Consider the following 12,821-nt stretch of genomic DNA (forward strand, 5'->3'; position numbering starts at 1 on the left):
AGTTTAACAGAATTCTAACTTTTAAGAAATAAAGCTTTCATCTTTAAATCCAATTAAATATAACTTTTCTTGAGCACGGGTAACGGCTGTATATAACCATCGTAAATATTCAACACTAGAACCATCTGGTAAATAAGGCTGTTCTATAAAAATGGTTTTCCATTGTCCTCCTTGAGATTTATGGCAAGTCATAGCATAAGAAAACTTAACTTGCAAGGCGTTAAAGTATTTATTTTTTTTAACTCCCATAAATTGCTTGTATTTAGATTTTTCATGGGCAAAATCTTCTTTAACAGCTTCATACAAACGATTACTTTCTTCATAAGTTAACGCAGGAGATTCGCTAGTTAATGTATCTAATAACAAAACAGTTTCAAAAGGTTTCATATCAGGATAATCAATCATTCGCACTTCTACTTCAGCAAACTTAAAACCATACAATTCTTTAATTGCATTAATTCTCATTACCTCACAAATGTCTCCATTAGCAATAAAACCTGCCGATGATGAATCTTTTAACCAGAAATAATTATTCTTAACAACCATTACATAATCACCCGTAGAAATTTCGTTTTCTTGTCCTCTAATTTTAGTTCTTATTTGTTGATTGTATTGATTAGCTCTTTTATTAGAACGCACAATAATTGCTGTATCCTCTACTCCAATATCTCCATCATAAGCGGTTGTGATAGCATCTTGAATTTCATAACCATCTTGCAAGCGAATAATATCTGGAAAATCTACATCAAACTTAAATTGTGTTCCTTCATTTTGAATTAATAAACGTAAATCGGTAGCATTGGCTAAGATTCCTGAACCTTCTGCCTGACGAACCACTTCATCTAATTCTATTTCTGTAACATCTTTGTTATAATGAAAAGAAACCTTTTCGGCATCTAAAGCCGGACTTACATTTAATTTTACTGGTGGTAACTGAGCGGTATCTCCAATAAAAACTAATTTGCAATTATTTCCTGAATATACATAAGATATTAAATCATCTAACAATGAACCGTTTTCAAAAAGCTTAGCGTTTTGAGACTGATCTGAAATCATAGAAGCTTCATCTACAATAAAAATAGTATTTGTATGCTTATTAGGTTGCATTACAAAACTTACTCCACCATTAGATTGCTTTTTTGGAAAATATATTTTTTTGTGAATTGTAAATGCTTGCCGGTTAGAATATCCTGATATAACCTTGGCAGCTCTTCCTGTTGGAGCCAATAAAACAGCTTTCTTACCAACTCTCCATAAATTATTTACTACCGTACTAATAACTGTTGTTTTACCTGTACCAGCATACCCTTTTAATAAAAATAAGGCACGGTTATTGGTATCAAATATAAACTGTGTAAGTTCATTTAAAAGTTCGTTTTGTTTGTACGTAGGATCGTATGGGAACTTTTTTTGAAGCTCTTTAAAAAAATCTCCAGTGTTTGTAAGCATAGTGTAAAAAATGGAACACAAATGTATTTATAAAATATTTGTTTTAAGAATAAAAAAAAATTGTAGATTTGCGAATATCATATACTAAAAACTAAAAAAATGAATTTAATATTGATGATTTTAGCAGCTATTATTGTTGCATTTCTTTTAGCTTACGTAATAGTTAAGTTTATCCCATTGAAATTAAGATGGTTAGTATCTATACTTTTACTTGCCGCTGCTGGATATTTAGGATATTTAATTTACAGCGGAATTATGGAGCCTATTAATTTCAGTAAAGAAAAGAAAGTACGCTACGCTAAAGTTATTAAAAATTTAAAGTTAATCCGTGATGCTGAAATTAAATACAGCGAAGTATACGGTACATATGCTAGTAATAAAGATAGTTTAATAGCTTTTGTTAAAGATGGAAAATTAGCAATTACTCAAACAACTAACGAACAAAAAACTGTAAATATTGGTGGTGGATTAACTAAAGAAGTTTCTGTTAGAAAAGTAGATACTATTGGTTACGAACCTGTAATCTCTCATTTTGAAGGTAAAGACTTTGAAAATATGTTTAAAGTTCCAGGTACTGATAAAGAATTTACATTAGAAACTGGACAAGTAGAAAAAGTTGCAGGATTATTAGTACCAGCATTTATCGCTAAGGTAGATAAAGAATCTATTTTAAAAGGAATGAATCCTCAATTAGTAAAGCAAGAATTAGAAGCCGTAGAAACTGACCAAATTAAAGGAGCTTTTGTTTCTGTTGGTTCTTTAGAAGATGTAACTACTGGTGGTAACTGGCCTCCATTTTACGATAAAAACGACGCCGTTGCAGAGAAAAAATAAAAATACAGGTATCATACCAGATACTAAACAGTTATCCATCCAATTTAGTTTGGATGGATTTTCTTTTTGTATCCAAGATGTAGCGACAAAAGAAATTGTATCTTTTACAGAATACGGATTTGAGACCCCTGTAAGTACCCCTGAGCTTTTACAAGATGAAATTGCAACTATATTTGAGCAAGATAAAGAGTTACAACAAGACTTTAAAAAAGTAAAAGCACTTCATCAAAATGATTTATACACTTTAGTCCCAAATGATTATTTTGATAAAAAACATCTAAAAACATACTTAGATTTTAATATTAAAACGCTTACTAACGATCATATTACATTTGATAGAATACCAACCTATGAAGTAAGAAATGTATATGTTCCTTTTGTTAACATTAATAATTATCTATTTCAAAACTTTGGTGAATTTGAATATTACCACCATGCCTCGGTGTTAATTCCAAACTTATTAAAGTATTCTGAAAACAACACAAAAACTAACTTTTTTGTAAACGTTAGTAACTTTAGCTTGGATATTGTAGTCATTGACTCAAAAAAATTATTGTTAGCTAACACCTTTAATTATCAAACTAAAGAAGATTTTATATACTATATTTTATTTGTCGCAGAACAATTACAATTAGATCCTAACGAATTTCAATTAACTTTCATTGGCGCTATTGAAAAAGAATCCGAGTTGTATAATATTGTATATAATTATGTTAGGAATGTAGATTTCATTCAACCATCTTCAACTTTTTTAAAAAATCATGATGAATTATCTCATCATTCTAATTTTACCTTAATTTCATGAGAATAATATCTGGAAAATTTAAAGGAAGACGTTTAAGCGCTCCAAAAAACTTACCTGTTCGTCCAACTACAGATATGGCAAAAGAGTCGTTATTTAACATCATAAATAACCTCTACTACTTTGATGGAATTACTGTATTAGATTTATTTGCAGGAACGGGTAATATAAGCTATGAATTTGCCTCTAGAGGGACACAAGATATATATGCAGTTGATGCTCATTTTGCTTGTGTAAAATATATTAATCAAACTAATAAAGATCTAAATACCAACATTAATACTTTTAAAAGTGATGTGTATAAATTTTTAGAAAAAACACCTTTAAAAGCAGATGTAATCTTTGCAGATCCTCCTTATGATTTTGAAGAAGGTCAATTTTTAAAAATCGCTGATATAATTTTTGATCGTCAAATCTTAAATGAAGATGGAGTGTTAATTATTGAACATTCTAAGCATACCGATTTATCGCAGCATAAAAAACATAGCTACGATAAAAGATATGGTGGAAATGTTTTTAGTTTCTTTGAAAACGCTACTGAAGAAGATAATATTTATATTGATTAAAACAACGACATTATTATCTCTTTAATAGTTTTTGCCTCTGCTTCTGCTTTATAGTTCTTAACAATTCTATGAGATAAAATGGGAACAGCCACCGCCTGAACATCTTCTATATCAGGAGAGTATTTACCAGATACTGCTGCGTGCGCTTTTGCCGCTAAAATAAGATTTTGAGACGCTCTTGGTCCAGCTCCCCAATCAATATAACTCTTAACTAAATCTGTTGCTAATTCAGAATTAGGTCTTGTCTTTCCTACTAATTGTACAGCATACTCTATAACATTATCAGCTACAGGTATTTTTCTTATTAATTCTTGGACTTTAATGATTTCTTGAGCAGAAAATAACGAATTCACATGGGTAGTTACCGCTGAAGTTGTGTTTTTAACTACCTGAACTTCCTCTTCAAAAGATGGATATTCTAAGTTAATTGAAAACATAAAACGGTCTAACTGAGCTTCTGGTAAAGGATACGTTCCTTCTTGCTCTATTGGGTTTTGTGTTGCTAACACAAAAAATGGTAAATCTAACTTGTAATGATAGCCTGATACGGTTACAGAACGTTCTTGCATTGCTTCTAACAAAGCCGCTTGAGTTTTAGGAGGTGTACGGTTAATTTCATCTGCCAAAATAATATTGGAAAAAATAGGACCTTTAATAAAGGTAAATTTTCTGTTTTCATCTAAAATTTCACTTCCTAAAATATCAGAAGGCATTAAATCTGGTGTAAATTGAATTCTTTTAAAATCCAAGCCTAAAGCACTAGAAATAGTATTTACTAACAATGTTTTGGCTAAACCTGGCACTCCAATTAATAAGGAATGCCCTCCACAAAAAATACTTAACAAGGTAAAGTTTACAGCTTCTTGCTGACCAATAATTACTTTTCCAATTTCTTGTTGTAATTGTCTATATTTTTCTACTAGATTATTTACTGCCTCTACGTCTGACATATATTTATTTTAATATTTAAAGTTTTATTTTTCTTGTTGTATAACAATTTTATATGTAGCTAAAATAACAATAATTATATAATAAAAAATCCCGCAATTGCGGGATTTTTTGCCTTGTAAATAAATTTATTAAATATCTTTTTTCCAATTATCTTTAAATGAACATTTTTTGTATCCGTCACTTAACTTAATATAAGTTTCATCAATTTTATCTTTCGTCCATTTCTTTATTGTTTCTTCTTTTTTCTTTTGCAAAGCCAACTGTTGAATTTTTACATAATCTTCAACTAAATCGGCTGTATGTGTATTAGTTCTATCTTTCATGATAATCACGGTGTACATCTTCTCACCACCTTTAGTTTCATCATAAAATACTTCAGATAAATCTCCTTTTTGTAATTCATTTACTCTACCATATAGTGCAGGATCCATTCTGGTTAATTCCCAAGTAGATTCTCCTGTATAAGGATTTACAATTAGTCCTCCATTATTTTTTGTATCATCATCTTCTGAATACTTTTTTACAGCCTCTTCAAATGTTAAGGTACCATCTACTATTTTAGTTCTAATTTCTTCTAATTCGTCTTTCGTTTCTTTTAGTTTTTCATCAGCTATTTCAGGCTGTAATAAAATATGTGAAACTTCACGAGCGTTACCTTTAACTTTGTGTAATAAAATAATATGATAACCAAAAATTGTTTTAAATGGTTCAGAAATTTGACCTTCATCTAAAGAAAAGGCTACTTCTTTAAATTCTTTAATAAAAGGACTATCTTTTCTAATAGCTCCCATGTTTCCACCATTTTGAGCAACAGAAGGATCATCAGAATTAATAATCGCTTTTAATTTAAAACTAGCACCTTCTTCAACTTCTTTTTTAATTTCGTTAAGCTTAGCAATAACTCTTTCTGTTTCTTCTTTTAATGGTTCTGCATTAAGTACAATTTGAGCTATTTGAACTTCAGCTTCAAATTCTGGCAACTCATTTTTATCTTTTAAACCATTGAAATACAAACGAACTTCTTCTGGAGTAACATCTACCTCTGAAGTGATATTTTGACGCTCTTTTTCAGTTAAAACATTTTCTCTTTGAACTCGCTCTAACTCATTCTTAAAATCTTGAAAATCATTAAATCCATAAGCTGCAATAGCTTTTTCTTGACTTCCGTATTCTTGTGTAAAATATTGAATTGAACGATTTACACGCTGATCTACTTCTGCTTGGGTAATAGAAACACTATCGATAATTGCATGATGTGCTAATAACTTTTGCTGCATCAGCTCTTCTAACATTTCACAGTCAGAAAATTGAACTTTACCTTCAGAACGTAATTCAACTTCTTGTTTAAACTTATCTATATCTGAGTCTAACACAACGTTTTTACCTACTACAACAGCTACACCGTCTATTTTAGTTTGTGCATTTGCTGCACGTGCAGTTAGTAATGTAATTGCAAACAGGCTAATATTCCTTAAAAATGTCGTTTTTAATAGCATCATCTATTAACTTTTTTTCTATGTCTCTAATTAATTCTAATTTTCTTTTGTGCAGTATTAACTGCTTTATGTTTTGTTTAATATAGCTTATAGGAGCTATATCATTTCTTTTTAAAACATTTTTTATAGCGACCAAATATACTCCTAAACTATCTTCTTTTTGTATGAATTTGGATATTTTTAACAGATTATCTTTAGATTCTTGTCTAATTGGTGGTATTTTTTCTAAAACTTGCTCATAAGTTACCCAACTAGAGTCTCGTAAGTGATAATCTTTAAAATTAATGGTTGCGTTTTCTAAATCTTCTAAATCCTCCTCTTTGTCTGATTGAAACTTTTTAATAGTTTCTTTTTTATCAATAAAGTCATTACCAAAATGAATAAACTTTATTTGTAAAAGCTCTTCATTTAACTTGAAATTTTCTTTATTTTGAGAGTAATAGGTAATGATTTCTTCTTGTGTAACTACAGTATCTAATTGTTGTTTAATTAAACGCTCTTTATAATCGTTAATATATAAACTCTTTCTGTAAGCTTTTACAAGCTTCTCTATTTCGTCACTTTGTAATTGTGATATATTAATTTCTGCTTTTTGTACAAACAATTGCTGCTTTGCCCATGATGTAATGTAACTCTTGGCAATTACTAAGCTATCTTGTTTAGCAATACCTTTAGGTATAACACTTTCTAGTTCTGAAAGGTACAATTTCTTCTCTCTTACACTGGCTATAACAGGTTCATTTATAACCTCTTCTTTGGTTTCAACCTGTAAATATTCGCAAGAAACTAATGTTAGTAGTAATGTGGTAAATAATAGTTTTCTCAAGGTTGTTATTGATTATATGCTTTTTTTAATTCTTTTAATATTTTTTGATTAATACTAATGTTGTTATTTGCTCTTAATTGTTGTATCCAATTATCTTCTAAGTATTGTTGATAATCATTTACAACGGTTCCCTTAATCTCTTTTAACGGTTGCTTATATTTCTTTGAATTTGTTTTGTAAAACTCTTCAAGTCCTTCATTGTTATTTACAGACTTTGACCAAATTTTATCTTGAATTAAGTTAAACAATAATAAACCGTCTCTGTATTCTTGTAAAGTGTATTTAAAATCTTCATCATTTTGCTCTAAATCTTCTTTAAAATAATTTAAAATTTCATCATCTAAAAAATCATTAAATAAAGATTTTGTTACAACTTTACCTTTATTTGTTGCAAACCTATTAAAATCTGAGGCATTTATTTGCTTATCGTTAATAATTAACAAAGTTTTATTAACTTTTTTCTTATTAAGCACTGTTTTTAACACAGATTCATCAATTTTAACAGTATATTTAGCTTTTAACTTATCTATCATTGCTTTTTTAGATAAGTTTCCTAAAACTCCAGATTTCACCTTTTGCTTTAAAGACAACTTCATTTTATCAAAGGAAGCAATTGGATAATTTTTGATAAGCTTTACTATGTGCCATCCGAATTTAGTTTGAAAAGGTTTACTTGTTTCACCTGTTTTTAAATTTAAAACTTGATTTTCAAACTCAGCTACCATTTTTCCGGTTCCGAAAACAGGTAACTTTCCACCTTTTAAACCAGATACTTTATCATCTGAATATTTTTTAGCTAAGTCTTCAAAATTTGCTCCACTCTCTAATTTACTGTAAACAGAATCTATTTTAGCTTTTCCTATTACAGATTTATCTTTTGCAAAGATATGTGCTACTTCAAATTTCCCTTTAGATTGTCTTTTTCCAGTAACCTTTAAAATATGATAACCAAAACGTGTTTTAAATGGTTTAGATACTTCACCTACACCAGTATTGTAAGCAACGTTTTCAAAAGGATATACCATTTTAAAGGCTGAAAAATATCCTAAATCACCTCCATTTGTTTTTGCTGATGGGTCTGCAGAAATTTCTTTAGCTACTTTAGCAAAATCTTCACCATTAATAACTCTTTGCCTTGCTTTTTCTAACTTTTCAAGAATAGCAAGTGTATCTTTTTCTTGTCCTCTTTTTGGAAATGAAAGTAAAATATGACTTGCTCTTACCTCCTCCAAAGTTCTATTATAGGCTTGTTGAATCATTTTAGATTCAAAATCTTTATCATGTAAATACGGAGCTATCAGCTGTGTTTTGTATGTATTATATTCTCTAACATAACTTTTAACCGTATCTAACTTTAAATTGTACGCTTGTTGAACTTTTAATTTGTAATTAATGTACAAATCTAAATTCGCATCTATATCTTTAGCTTTTTTATCTTTTACTAAATCTATATTTTTCTCATAAGCTTTTTTAAACTCACCTACAGTAGTTGGTGAATTGTTAATAGTAAATAAAACATCGTTATTATCTTGAGCAATAACGGTGTAGCAAATAATACTTAATACTAGCGTAACAATTTTTTTCATGATTTTATAGTGAAATGATTCCTTTAATTACTTCAGCTTTTTTATAATAATCAATAACTTCATCAGCGCTTGCTACTTTTAATCTAATAGAAACACTAACATACTTACCTGTTTTACTTTTCTTGGTATCTATAACAGCACCTCCTTTGTTAAACAAATCTTGTACTTCTTGTACTTGTTCACCATCAGTAGGAACTATAAATTTATAAAGGTAATCTGCTGGAAAACTAGTGGTATCTTCTAATTGTGATTTTAATTTGGTATAAAATGCTTGTCTGTCTGTCATAATCTTCAATTAATTCTATGCTTTGTTGATTTCTTATCAGAAATCATTCCTTTTTAAGGCGAATGACAAAATTACATTATATTATTATAATTATTAATGGAAACCACTATTTTTGCAAGATGCAACAAAAAATTGTTTTTATTGGCGGACCAGGTACTGGTAAATCTACAGTTATTAATAAAATGATTGAAGCCGGTCATACTTGTATGCCAGAGATTTCTCGTGAAATTACTTTACAAGCCCAAAAAGATGGGATTGATCAGTTATTTTTAGAAGATCCACTTTTATTTAGCACTAAAATTTTAGAAGGCAGAGAAAAACAATTCTTAGAAGCTAGTGAGTTAGCTTGTAATCTTGTTTTTTTTGATAGAGGAATTCCTAGCGTACACGCTTATATGCGTTACTTTAACACTGAAGTTCCACCTATTTTTTTAGAGAAAAGTAAAAAATATGCCTACCAAAAAGTTTTCCAGTTCTTACCTTGGAAAGAAATTTATACTTCAGATAATGAACGTTATGAAACTTTTGAAGAATCGGTAATTATTAGTCGTTTTTTACATGATGCCTATACAGAATTAGGTTATGAAATTATAAAGGTGCCTTTTGGTAGTGTTGAAGAACGTTGTAAGTTTATTATGAACTCGCTGTAAACTATGTTTACGCCGCTTCAAATACTACAACAATATTGGGGATATACTTCTTTTAGAGATCCTCAAGAAAAAATTATTGAAAGTATTTTAAATAATAAAGACACTATTGCTTTGTTACCAACAGGCGGAGGAAAATCTATTTGTTTTCAAATACCTGCGCTAATTAAAAATGGTGTGTGTATTGTAATTTCTCCATTAATTGCGTTAATGCAAAATCAGGTTGAGAGTTTACAAGCAAAAAATATCAAAGCTACCACTATTGAAAGTGGAATGACTCAAGATGAAATAATTGTGTTATTTGATAATATCCGTTTTGGGAATTATAAGTTTTTATACATATCACCTGAAAGACTTCAATCTAAATTTATTCAAGATAAAATAGCGCAGTTAGAAGTTTCTTTAATTGCTATAGATGAAGCACATTGTATTTCTGAATGGGGACATGATTTTAGGCCTTCTTACTTAGATATTTTTAAGATTAGAGAAATTCACCCGAAAGTTCCTGTAATTGCCTTAACGGCAACAGCTAATAATCAAGTTTTAAATGATATTAGTAATCAGCTACAACTAAAAGAGGTTGAAATCTTCAAAAAATCTTTTTACAGAGATAATTTGGCATATCAAGTTCATTATACGGATGATAAACTTTTTAAGCTAAATCAAATCTTCAATAAAACTAAAGGAGGTGCTATTGTTTATGTTAATACCCGAAAAAAAACACAAACCATTGCTAAATATTTAATAGCAAATGGTTTTAAAGCTAGCTCTTTTCACGGAGGCATGTTAGCTACCGAAAAAAAAACAGTATTACAAAATTGGTTAGCTAATGAAACTCCCATTATTGTAGCAACCAATGCTTTTGGTATGGGAATAGACAAACCAGATGTTCGTGTGGTAGTACATTTTGACATCCCTAGTTCTATCGAAAATTATGTGCAAGAATCAGGAAGAGCTGGCAGAGATCATAAAAAAGCTTTTGCGGTTACCTTAACGAATAAAGCAGATATTCATGCTGCAGAAAAACTTTTTAAATATTCTATACCAACATTAGAAGAAGTAAAAAACGTACACAAAAAACTATATCAGCATTGTCAAATTTCTTTTGGCGAACTTCCTGAAAATGCCTTCAACTTTAATTTTTTAGCTTTTTGTACTAAATACAATTTTACAAGTAATAAAGCTTTTACAGCTATTCAAATATTACACAATAATGGTATTATTCAGTTTAACAATACTCACAAACAAAAATCAACTATACAATTTTTAGTAAATAGCAAACAGATAATTAACTATTCTGGGAATAACTTGCAGCGTAAAAACTTTATCAATGCATTGCTTAGAATGTATAGCGGGTTATTTGAACAAGATGTTAAAATTGATGAATATTATCTGGCAAAAAAAGCAGGCGTAACTTCATGGACAGCTATTGAGCTTCTAGAAAGCTTACATCAAGAGGGATATATTAACTATCAAAAATCTAACAATGATAGTGAGTTAGTTTTTTTATATCCAAGAGAAGATGATAAAACTATTAATAGAATTGCTAAAAATATTCAAACGTATTTAGAGCAAAAAGATATTAAACATCAACAACTTATTAATTTTATTACCAGAAATTCTGTATGTAGAAGCATACAGCTTCTCTCCTATTTTAATGAAACCTCTTCTAAAACATGCAATATGTGTGATGTTTGTTTAAAAGAAAAAAATGCGAGTAAAACTGGTTCACAAGCAATCATCAACTTATTAAAAGAAAGAAAAGAAGTTACTGCTAAAGAAATGTGTACTCAACTTAATCTTAAAGAAGCAGACATTTTAATAAATTTGCGCTACCTATTATCTGAAGAAATAATAGGATTAAATAATTACAACCAATATTTTTTGAGATAAATGAAAGACTTACGTATTGTATTTATGGGAACTCCAGATTTTGCAGTGACCATTTTAAAGCATTTAGTAGATAATAATTATAATGTTGTTGGAGTTATCACTGCTCCAGATAAACCTGCAGGAAGAGGTAGAAAACTTAACGAATCTGCAGTAAAAAAATATGCTTTATCTCAAAACTTACCAATTTTACAACCAACCAATTTAAAAAATAAAGATTTTTTAACTGATTTACAACAATGGAACGCAGATTTACAAATTGTTGTAGCATTTAGAATGCTTCCTAAAGCCGTTTGGGCTATGCCTAAAAAAGGAACATTTAATCTTCATGCCTCATTATTACCAGAATATAGAGGTGCTGCTCCAATTAACTGGGCTATTATTAATGGTGAAACAAAAACTGGTGTTACTACTTTTTTTATTGATGATAAAATTGATACTGGTGAAATCATTTTACAAAAAGAAACTACCATTAACGATACCGAGATTGTTGGTGAGCTTCACGATAAGCTAATGTATTTAGGAGCAGATTTAGTTGCAGAAACCGTAGATTTAATTGCAATTGGTAATGTTACAACTACTAAACAACCCGAGTTAGAAGAAAAATCTGCACCAAAACTATTTCCTCATAATTGTAAAATAGATTGGTCAAAATCATTAGATGATATTTACAATCATATTAGAGGGTTAAATCCATATCCAGCAGCATGGACCACAATTAAAAATGGTGATGAAGAATTAAGCGCCAAAATATATGACGTTGCCAAAATTCATGAAAAACACAATGAAAAAATTGGTAAAATAATAACCTCTAAAAAAGAATTAAAGGTTGCTGTAACAGATGGTTACCTTGTTATTAACCAAATTAAAGTTTCGGGTAAAAAGAAAATGGATGCTGTAAGTTTACTTAACGGATTAACATTTGTTAATGAAGCTACCATGCTGTAGCCCTTTGTTTATAAGGTTTGCAGCGTTTTTCCCAAAAAACAACTAAGGTTATTAACAAAATACACGTATTTATTAACAATTTACCTTATTTTTTGAGCTATTACTTGCGCAGTTCCGCATTAAATCTATATTTGTTGAGCTATTTAGCAATAATATATTAATTAATTTTTTAAAATCTATTACAATTATGAACAAGTCAGATTTAATCGACGCTATGGCTGCTGATGCAGGAATTTCTAAAGCTGCTGCTAAAGCTGCATTAGATTCTTTAACTAACAATGTAACTTCTGCATTAAAAAAAGGAGATAAAGTTGCTTTAGTTGGTTGGGGAACTTGGTCAGTATCTCAAAGATCTGCAAGAACAGGAAGAAATCCACAAACTGGTAAAGAAATTCAAATTGCTGCTAAAAACGTTGTTAAGTTTAAAGCAGGTGCTGGTTTAAGTGACTCAGTAAACTAATATTTACTGCATGAGTCGTCCTAAAATAGGTTGACAGTTTTAAAAAATATATTTAAACCAGAGAAGCTAGCTTCTCTGGT

The 12,821-nt window shown here is 29.6% G+C and carries 13 protein-coding genes; 7 read left to right on the forward strand and 6 right to left on the reverse strand.

All coding sequences use genetic code 11. The features are described from left to right. Window positions 1-21: 21 nt before the first annotated feature. Complete coding sequence (locus ACFQ1U_RS10540; RefSeq protein WP_386108112.1) at window positions 22-1,449, reverse strand: ATP-dependent DNA helicase; 1,428 nt, start codon at window positions 1,447-1,449, stop codon at window positions 22-24. 99 nt (window positions 1,450-1,548) lie between these two features. On the opposite strand from ACFQ1U_RS10540, the gene ACFQ1U_RS10545 reads away from it, so the two are divergent. The 3 genes from ACFQ1U_RS10545 to ACFQ1U_RS10555 are packed head-to-tail and all read left to right on the forward strand — an operon-like array spanning window position 1,549 to window position 3,651. Continuing rightward, window positions 1,549-2,283, forward strand: coding sequence for a hypothetical protein (locus ACFQ1U_RS10545; RefSeq protein WP_386108114.1), 735 nt, complete (start codon window positions 1,549-1,551; stop codon window positions 2,281-2,283). Further along, entirely contained in the window at window positions 2,267-3,088 is an 822-nt protein-coding gene (locus ACFQ1U_RS10550; protein ID WP_386108117.1) for a DUF3822 family protein, read from the forward strand. Before ACFQ1U_RS10545 ends, ACFQ1U_RS10550 begins: the two co-directional genes overlap by 17 nt. Further along, the gene (locus tag ACFQ1U_RS10555) at window positions 3,085-3,651 is read left to right on the forward strand and encodes an RsmD family RNA methyltransferase (protein WP_386108119.1); all 567 of its coding nucleotides are present in this window, start codon (window positions 3,085-3,087) and stop codon (window positions 3,649-3,651) included. The genes ACFQ1U_RS10550 and ACFQ1U_RS10555 overlap by 4 nt, the downstream gene beginning before the upstream one ends. Here the strand turns inward: ACFQ1U_RS10555 and ACFQ1U_RS10560 are convergent. The 5 genes from ACFQ1U_RS10560 to ACFQ1U_RS10580 form a co-directional block, all read right to left on the reverse strand. Next, complete coding sequence (locus ACFQ1U_RS10560) at window positions 3,648-4,601, reverse strand: AAA family ATPase (protein WP_386108121.1); 954 nt, start codon at window positions 4,599-4,601, stop codon at window positions 3,648-3,650. The two genes, ACFQ1U_RS10555 and ACFQ1U_RS10560, sit on opposite strands and share 4 nt — an antisense overlap. Before the next feature lie 129 nt (window positions 4,602-4,730). Beyond that, entirely contained in the window at window positions 4,731-6,101 is a 1,371-nt protein-coding gene (locus tag ACFQ1U_RS10565; protein ID WP_386108123.1) for a peptidylprolyl isomerase, read from the reverse strand. Beyond that, window positions 6,064-6,924, reverse strand: coding sequence for a hypothetical protein (locus tag ACFQ1U_RS10570; protein WP_386108126.1), 861 nt, complete (start codon window positions 6,922-6,924; stop codon window positions 6,064-6,066). Before ACFQ1U_RS10570 ends, ACFQ1U_RS10565 begins: the two co-directional genes overlap by 38 nt. A 5-nt stretch (window positions 6,925-6,929) precedes the next feature. After that, the gene (locus ACFQ1U_RS10575; RefSeq protein WP_386108127.1) at window positions 6,930-8,510 is read right to left on the reverse strand and encodes a peptidylprolyl isomerase; all 1,581 of its coding nucleotides are present in this window, start codon (window positions 8,508-8,510) and stop codon (window positions 6,930-6,932) included. A 4-nt stretch (window positions 8,511-8,514) separates the two neighbouring features. Continuing rightward, window positions 8,515-8,796 (reverse strand): DUF493 family protein, encoded by a 282-nt coding sequence (locus ACFQ1U_RS10580; protein ID WP_386108129.1) that lies wholly within the window; start codon window positions 8,794-8,796, stop codon window positions 8,515-8,517. A gap of 119 nt (window positions 8,797-8,915) precedes the next feature. Between ACFQ1U_RS10580 and ACFQ1U_RS10585 the strand changes: the two genes are divergently transcribed. From ACFQ1U_RS10585 to ACFQ1U_RS10600, 4 genes are all read left to right on the forward strand, one after another. Beyond that, window positions 8,916-9,446 (forward strand): AAA family ATPase, encoded by a 531-nt coding sequence (locus ACFQ1U_RS10585; RefSeq protein ID WP_386108131.1) that lies wholly within the window; start codon window positions 8,916-8,918, stop codon window positions 9,444-9,446. A 3-nt stretch (window positions 9,447-9,449) separates the two neighbouring features. Beyond that, window positions 9,450-11,336, forward strand: coding sequence for a RecQ family ATP-dependent DNA helicase (locus tag ACFQ1U_RS10590; RefSeq protein ID WP_386108132.1), 1,887 nt, complete (start codon window positions 9,450-9,452; stop codon window positions 11,334-11,336). Next, a complete protein-coding gene (gene fmt, locus ACFQ1U_RS10595) occupies window positions 11,337-12,281 on the forward strand; it encodes a methionyl-tRNA formyltransferase (RefSeq protein WP_386108133.1) in 945 nt (314 codons plus the stop codon). A gap of 187 nt (window positions 12,282-12,468) precedes the next feature. After that, window positions 12,469-12,741 (forward strand): HU family DNA-binding protein, encoded by a 273-nt coding sequence (locus ACFQ1U_RS10600; protein ID WP_386108135.1) that lies wholly within the window; start codon window positions 12,469-12,471, stop codon window positions 12,739-12,741. Window positions 12,742-12,821 lie beyond the last annotated feature (80 nt).

The sequence above is a fragment of the Tenacibaculum geojense genome (genome assembly GCF_042676005.1).
Taxonomy (GTDB): domain Bacteria; phylum Bacteroidota; class Bacteroidia; order Flavobacteriales; family Flavobacteriaceae; genus Polaribacter; species Polaribacter geojense.

Bases quoted from the DNA above. Each gene is read 5' to 3' on its own strand.
- ACFQ1U_RS10540 (WP_386108112.1), bottom strand. From the start codon at position 1,449: ATGCTTACAAACACTGGAGATTTTTTTAAAGAGCTTCAAAAAAAGTTC.
- ACFQ1U_RS10545 (WP_386108114.1), top strand. From the start codon at position 1,549: ATGAATTTAATATTGATGATTTTAGCAGCTATTATTGTTGCATTTCTT.
- ACFQ1U_RS10555 (WP_386108119.1), top strand. From the start codon at position 3,085: ATGAGAATAATATCTGGAAAATTTAAAGGAAGACGTTTAAGCGCTCCA.
- ACFQ1U_RS10560 (WP_386108121.1), bottom strand. From the start codon at position 4,601: ATGTCAGACGTAGAGGCAGTAAATAATCTAGTAGAAAAATATAGACAA.
- ACFQ1U_RS10565 (WP_386108123.1), bottom strand. From the start codon at position 6,101: ATGATGCTATTAAAAACGACATTTTTAAGGAATATTAGCCTGTTTGCA.
- ACFQ1U_RS10575 (WP_386108127.1), bottom strand. From the start codon at position 8,510: ATGAAAAAAATTGTTACGCTAGTATTAAGTATTATTTGCTACACCGTT.
- ACFQ1U_RS10580 (WP_386108129.1), bottom strand. From the start codon at position 8,796: ATGACAGACAGACAAGCATTTTATACCAAATTAAAATCACAATTAGAA.
- ACFQ1U_RS10585 (WP_386108131.1), top strand. From the start codon at position 8,916: ATGCAACAAAAAATTGTTTTTATTGGCGGACCAGGTACTGGTAAATCT.
- ACFQ1U_RS10590 (WP_386108132.1), top strand. From the start codon at position 9,450: ATGTTTACGCCGCTTCAAATACTACAACAATATTGGGGATATACTTCT.
- fmt (WP_386108133.1), top strand. From the start codon at position 11,337: ATGAAAGACTTACGTATTGTATTTATGGGAACTCCAGATTTTGCAGTG.
- ACFQ1U_RS10600 (WP_386108135.1), top strand. From the start codon at position 12,469: ATGAACAAGTCAGATTTAATCGACGCTATGGCTGCTGATGCAGGAATT.